Annotated in this window: 4 protein-coding genes and 2 pseudogenes; all 6 read left to right on the top strand. The window is 46.7% G+C overall.

What is annotated here, in order from left to right; genetic code table 11:
* Window positions 1–125, top strand: a pseudogene (locus tag ACP45E_RS16870) (AAA family ATPase); the annotation flags it as partial.
* 12 nt (window positions 126–137) lie between these two features.
* On the top strand, window positions 138–1,100 hold the full coding sequence (locus ACP45E_RS16865; protein ID WP_017037847.1) for a DUF58 domain-containing protein: 963 nt from the start codon (window positions 138–140) through the stop codon (window positions 1,098–1,100).
* The gene (locus tag ACP45E_RS16860) at window positions 1,101–1,631 is read left to right on the top strand and encodes a DUF4381 domain-containing protein (RefSeq protein WP_017033882.1); all 531 of its coding nucleotides are present in this window, start codon (window positions 1,101–1,103) and stop codon (window positions 1,629–1,631) included. It begins immediately after the preceding gene.
* The gene (locus ACP45E_RS16855) at window positions 1,624–2,709 is read left to right on the top strand and encodes a vWA domain-containing protein (protein WP_017037848.1); all 1,086 of its coding nucleotides are present in this window, start codon (window positions 1,624–1,626) and stop codon (window positions 2,707–2,709) included. Before ACP45E_RS16860 ends, ACP45E_RS16855 begins: the two co-directional genes overlap by 8 nt.
* Window positions 2,702–4,408, top strand: a complete 1,707-nt coding sequence (locus ACP45E_RS16850; RefSeq protein ID WP_017037849.1) for a vWA domain-containing protein — start codon at window positions 2,702–2,704, stop codon at window positions 4,406–4,408. Before ACP45E_RS16855 ends, ACP45E_RS16850 begins: the two co-directional genes overlap by 8 nt.
* A pseudogene (locus ACP45E_RS16845) lies at window positions 4,405–4,915 on the top strand (BatD family protein); the annotation flags it as partial. The gene ACP45E_RS16850 and the pseudogene ACP45E_RS16845, both read left to right, overlap by 4 nt.

Here is a 4,915-nt window from a genome sequence, read left to right as displayed (position 1 = left end):
ATGTAAGAGCGATGCTACCCACCGTGTTGGGCCATCGATTCTCTCTTTCTTACGATGCTCTAGCCGATGGTGTGAACCACCAACAAGTTGTTGAAGAGTTGCTCGACAGTGTCGAGATTGGATAGACAGGGGGCGTTATGGCAAAGCCGACACAAGCTCCAAAATCAAAAGGCCTTGATCCCAGACTTTACTGCGATTACGCAAGGTTAGTCAGGCTACAAGCACAAGCTGAGTCATTTTCTCTGCTTCCACATTTAAAGGCGGGGAGCGCGTTATCGGGGCGTCACAGTTCAATGTTCCGAGGGCGTGGCTTAAATTTTGAGGAGTTGCGTCATTATCAACGTGGTGATGACATCCGAAACCTTGATTGGAAAGTCACGATGCGAACAGGAAAGCCGCATGTTCGCAGTTACACCGAAGAGAAAGACCGCAATGTCATCATATGTATTGATCAGCGCAGCGCCATGTTTTTTGCTTCTCAACACTCGATGAAATCTGTTGTGGCGGCTGAAGTTGCTGCTATATGCGGTTGGCGAGTACTCAAAGAGGGTGATCGTGTCGGTTTTATGACCGTATCCCACCAACGAATCTTATATTCCCAAGCTCAGCGCTCTCAATCAGATTTACTTTTTCAATTGAAACGTTTAGCTCTGGTCAATCAGAGTTTAAATGTCAGTACTAACGACCATAAAGAGGTCAGTTTTGAGCGTTGGATCGAACAGATAACACGCATGAGACTCAAACAGTCGACACTCATTTTCATTAGTGACTGGCGTGATTGCCAAGAGCAGCACCTCGATAGATTGAAACAGCTTCAACAACATAATGACATTCTCGCCATCATGGTCAGCGATCCATTGGAGCAGTCATTGCCTCAACATATCGCCAAGGCAAATTGGATTGTGGGTGATGGCAGTTTTCAAATCAACTTAGACAGCGCTTCGAAAGTCAGCATGGCCAGTGAGAGTTTGTCTCAACGGTCTGAACGCAAAAAGCAATCTCTTGCCCAGTTAATGGCAATGAAGCATCTGCCCTATATCGAATTGGACACATCGGGTGATCACATATCGCAGTTACAAAAACGGGTAGGAGGGAGATAGATGTCCATCGAACACACTCCACCGAGTACCTATATCTTACGAAATCTTCACGATATCGCGATACCAGAAAGCGTGCGTTGGTTTCCTCAAACCATTGGTTGGAAAATGGTGGGTTTCGCTTTACTGCTGGTCGCTCTGTATTTTGCTTATGGCATGGTAAGGCATTGGTGGACGAACCGGTATCGCCAAGAAGCCGTATTAGCCTTGAAGTCGATTGATCCACAAGAAAAAAAGGCAGCGGAGCGTGCGTTTAAGATACTCAAAGTGGTGCTTCGTCATTTAGACAGTCGCAATGCTCGCTTATTTGGGCAGCCGTGTTTGAATCAGTTAGACGCCTACCGAACAAGCAATAAAAAGGCGTCACCACTGTTTACCGATGCGCTTTCTCAACGGTGGATGCAAAGCCTTATTGACCCAAAAACCGAGCTCACCAGAGATCAACGTGTTGAGGTGATTAATAAATCCCTCGAATGGATAAAATCGCATAGAACCTCTGTGGTGCTAAGCTCAACGGAGAAAGGGAATGCTTGATATTTTTTCTGCTAGTTTTGAATTTATCTATCCCTTGTGGTTCATCGCCTTGCCTTTACCTTTGTTGGTCTATTTTGGCGTACCAGCCTATCGCACCAAACAGATGGCGATCAAAGTGCCTTTCTTCAAAGAGTTAGTTAATGCCATTGGCGAAGCGCCTTCAGAAGGTGCGAGTCAGTTAACTGCGAGCTGGTGGCAACGCATAACATTAGTCATAACTTGGGTGCTGGTGGTGTCTGCATTATCGAAACCGACGATGTTGGGTGAACCGCAAGTCAGAGAGCAGTTTGGGCGTGATGTGATGGTTGTGGTCGATCTATCTGGCTCCATGGCAGAGCAAGACTTTACATCGAAAAATGGCAAGAGAGTTTCTCGACTCGACGCGACCAAAGAAGTGCTTACTGAGTTTGTGACCACTCGGCGAGGTGACCGGCTTGGATTGATTTTATTTGGTGACGCGGCTTTTGTGCAAACCCCGTTTACTGCAGATCAAGAGGTATGGCTGGAGCTATTAAATCAAACCGATGTGGCCATGGCGGGCCCAAGCACACATTTAGGTGATGCGATTGGTCTGGCGATTAAGGTTTTTGAGCAGAGCACTCAGAAAAATCAGAACACTCAAGGCTCGTTTGATGATGCAAGTGCGGATGAGCGTGAGAAGGTGGTGATTGTGCTCACGGACGGGAATGACACGGGGAGTTTTGTTGGGCCTGTTGATGCGGCTAAAGTCGCGAAAGCGAAGGGGGTTCGCATTCATGTTATTGCAATGGGTGACCCACAAACCGTTGGTGAAGTGGCGCTTGATCTCGATACGATTAATCGAATTGCCCAAGAGTCGGGAGGCAAAGCGTTTGCAGCACTCAATCGTGAAGAGTTGAGTCAGGCCTATATTGACATTGGGGAGTTGGAGCCACAGTTATATGAAAGTAGCACTTACCGACCGAAGCAGGGGTTGCATCACTATTTGATGGGTATTGTTGTGGTGATGTATTTAACGGCCTTCAGTGTCGCGACAGGGTGTCGTCGGATGCTTGCTCAATCAGATAATCATAATGTGGAAGGAGCGAACGATGTTTGATTCTCTCACAATACAACAGCTAGTTACGCAGTTTCATTTTATACGCCCTTTGTGGTTATTGGCCTTCGTTCCGATGTTCTTTTTACTCTGGATGCGTTGGCAAGAAGAAACCAAAGCAAGCTGGAAAGAGTTTCTTCCTACCCATTTACGCAATGCGTTAGTGATAAGCGAAATGGGATGGCGAAAGCAGCTGCCGCTTAAGCTGCTTATCGTTATTGTGACTATCGCTATTACGATTTGTGCAGGACCGACTTGGCAGCGTGAAGCATCCCCATTCGGTGAAGACAAAGCCTCCATGCTGGTCGTGTTAGATAACAGTGAATCTATGCTGCAACAAGATTTACCTCCTAGCCGATTAGAACGTTCGAAACAAAAGATTAGAGATTTATTAGCTGCTAGGCAGGGGGGAAGCACGGGGTTAGTTGTTTATGCGGGAAGCGCTCATGTTGCGATGCCCGTTACACAAGACAGTAAAGTGTTTGAACCGTTCTTAGCGGCAATAACACCAGAAATTATGCCTGTATCAGGAAAAATGGCAGAAAAAGTATTGCCATTGATTCAACAACAACTGTCTGGGGAATTAGGTACAACAGTGCTACTTGTCACAGATGGTGTCAATCCCACCACCATCCGAGCTTTTGAAGATTTTTTCAGTGAAAGGCCTTATCAGTTATTGATACTGTCGGCAGGAAACCGTGACATTGTCAGTAAAAATCCGGTGGATCTAGACTCATTGAATCTCCTGGCTCGTAAAACAGGTGGGCGCTTAGTTGAAGTCACGATTGATGATACCGATATAAGGCAGTTAAATAGCGCGGTGGAAAGAAATCTACAACTCAACGGCGAGTCTTCGATGCCATGGAAAGACATGGGATATGGTTTGCTATTTCCCCTTGCGCTCATCATGCTGCTTTGGTTTAGAAAAGGTTGGTTGGTGCAATGGTGTTTGCTTGGTTTGGTCGTCACTGGCTCATTTTATTCCCCTGATACCTTAGCTCAAACGGTTCAATCAAACGCAGAGCAAACTGCCGCTAACGAGACCGTTATTGAGTCAGTTTCTATGTGGGACAAGAGTGCCCAATGGTGGTGGGATTTATGGCTCACCCCCGACCAACAGGGGCAGCGCTTGCTGAATCAGAAAAAGTATCTTGAAGCGGCAAAGCACTTTGATGATCCATTACGTAAAGGCGTCGCGTACTATTATGCGCGCGAATTTAAACTGGCTCACAGTGCATTCCTTCAGGTAAAAACCGACCTAGGTACGTATTATGTTGGGAGTGCATTAGCTCGTCAGCGTGAGTACCTGGCGGCTCGTGATGTGTTGAAAAGTTTGGCTGATAATCCTGAACTTTCTGCCCAACTTAGGCCTGATGTGGAAAACAACTTGGCGGTGGTCAGCAGTATTATTGAAGACATCAACCGAACAAGCGAAAGCCAAATGGGAACGACTGATGGGGCCGAAGAGTCCTTTGAACTCGATGCTGATGAGCCGAGAACAGGCGATGGCGCAGATGAAGAAACGGTGGCTGAACTGATGATAAAGGAGACGCTCAATTCAAACGAAATTTTGGGAAGCGAAGAGCTGGCTGATAAATGGCTACGACGCGTCGAGGCCGATCCTAAGCTTTTCTTAAGGGCTAAGTTTTATATCCAGCTCAAAGCGCCCGTTTCTTTGCCTAGTGAGGAGAACAAGCCATGATGTTTATTCCTTCCACCTATTATACACAGCGACAGGTGGCGTTTCTTACATTGTGTCAACTGCCTAAAGCGCTAAGAATGCGAGTCCAGCGAATTTACCAACCATTGTTACTGACGTTAGTCCTTACTTTTGTCGCTGTTATGGGCAGTTTGTTCGTGACGTCTGCTGTTGCGGCCGATATTTATGACCTACAAAAAAGTGGTGATATCGCTATTCGTGCATGGGTTGGCAAGAATCCAGATGAGAGCGTGGGTGCAGTAAAGCCAGGTTTCAGCATCTATGAGCAAGTGATCTTTACCATTGAAGTGTCGACCCCCCGCTGGCTTACTGGAGGAACGAGAATTGGTGAGGTGGATATTCCTAATGCGTTCTCAATACAGCGCAATCAATTAGCCACTAATTATACAGAGAGAGTGAAGGGCGTGACTTGGTCTCGTCAACGGTGGGAAGTGACGATATATCCACAAGTATCGGGCGAGTTTGTTATCCCAGCCATTCCAGTCAGGG

This window comes from Vibrio genomosp. F10 str. 9ZD137, from assembly GCF_049974785.1.
In the GTDB taxonomy this organism is placed as follows: domain Bacteria; phylum Pseudomonadota; class Gammaproteobacteria; order Enterobacterales; family Vibrionaceae; genus Vibrio.
This window is presented reverse-complemented; position numbering and strand designations above follow the sequence as displayed.